The 1339-nt window shown below is 65.1% G+C and carries 2 protein-coding genes; both read left to right on the plus strand.

What is annotated here, in order from left to right; translation table 11 throughout:
- The first annotated feature begins 55 nt into the window (after nt 1-55).
- Complete coding sequence (locus A9X04_RS11865) at nt 56-883, plus strand: hypothetical protein (protein WP_067920528.1); 828 nt, start codon at nt 56-58, stop codon at nt 881-883.
- 39 nt (nt 884-922) lie between these two features.
- Nucleotides 923-1339 (plus strand): FAD-dependent oxidoreductase (locus A9X04_RS11870; protein ID WP_156764334.1); only part of this gene is annotated, 417 nt, incomplete at its 3' end.

A 1339-nucleotide genomic window follows, 5' to 3' on the forward strand; every position in this document is an offset into this window, starting at 1 on the left:
GGGGGTGCTCTCTGTGTACCCTTCGACCAACAGCCCGTTCGAAGAGGAACACTAGATGAGCGCACCCACGGCGAACCGTCCTGCGTCAGGTGTCTTTTCACCCACGCGCGCCAGCATCCCCCAACGGACCCTACGCACCGACCGGTGGTGGATGTCGCCGCTGCGGATCGACCTGGGCTTCGCGGCGTTTGTCATCTACGCGACGGTGCGCGCGTTCCAACGCGACTACTTCTTCGTCCCGAAGTACCACTACCTGACCCCGTTCTACTCGCCGTGCGTGAGCAAGGCGTGCGGGGCGGCCGGCGACTTCTGGCCGCAGATCCTGCCGGACGTCTGGTGGCTGCCCTACGCGGCGCTGACGTTGCCCTTCCTGCTGCTGTTCCGGCTGACCTGCTACTACTACCGCGGCGCCTACTACCGCACGGTGTGGCAGTCGCCCAGCGCCTGCGCGGTGGCCGAGCCCCGCGTCCACTACACCGGCGAGACCCGGCTCCCGCTGATCATCCAGAACAGCCACCGGTACTTCTTCTATATCGCCGGCATCATCTCGGTGATCAACACCTACGACGCGATCATCGCGTTCCACTCGGACAGCGGGCCCGGCGGCTTCGGCTTCGGGCTGGGCAACGTGATCATGGTGGGCAACGTCGTCATGCTGTGGGTCTACACGCTGTCCTGCCACTCGTGCCGGCACGTGACCGGCGGACGGCTCAAGCACTTCTCCAAGCACCCTGTGCGGTACTGGATCTGGACCCAGGTCAGCCACATCAACACCCGGCACAAGCTGTACGCGTGGATCACGCTGGGCACCCTGATGCTCACCGACTTCTACATCGCACTGGTGGCGGGCGGCGCCATCCCCGATTTGAGATTTGTTGGCTGACAGGCCATCTGAGGAAAACCAGAATTTAGCGAGGGTTTCATGGTTGAGGTCGAGCGGCACGCCTACGACGTAGTCGTCATCGGTGCCGGCGGCGCCGGGCTGCGTGCGGTCATCGAGGCGCGCGAACGCGGCCTCAAGGTCGCGGTGGTGTGCAAGTCGCTGTTCGGCAAGGCCCACACGGTGATGGCCGAGGGCGGCTGCGCGGCGTCGATGGGCAACACCAACCCGAAGGACAACTGGAAGACCCACTTCGGCGACACCATGCGGGGTGGGAAGTTCCTCAACAACTGGCGGATGGCCGAGCTGCACGCCAAGGAGGCACCGGACCGCGTCTGGGAGCTGGAAACCTATGGCGCGCTGTTCGATCGCCTCAAAGACGGCAAGATCAGCCAGCGCAACTTCGGCGGGCACACCTACCCGCGGCTGGCGCACGTCGGTGACCGCACCGGCCTGGAG

This window comes from Mycobacterium sp. E3247, assembly GCF_001667785.1.
Taxonomy (GTDB): domain Bacteria; phylum Actinomycetota; class Actinomycetes; order Mycobacteriales; family Mycobacteriaceae; genus Mycobacterium.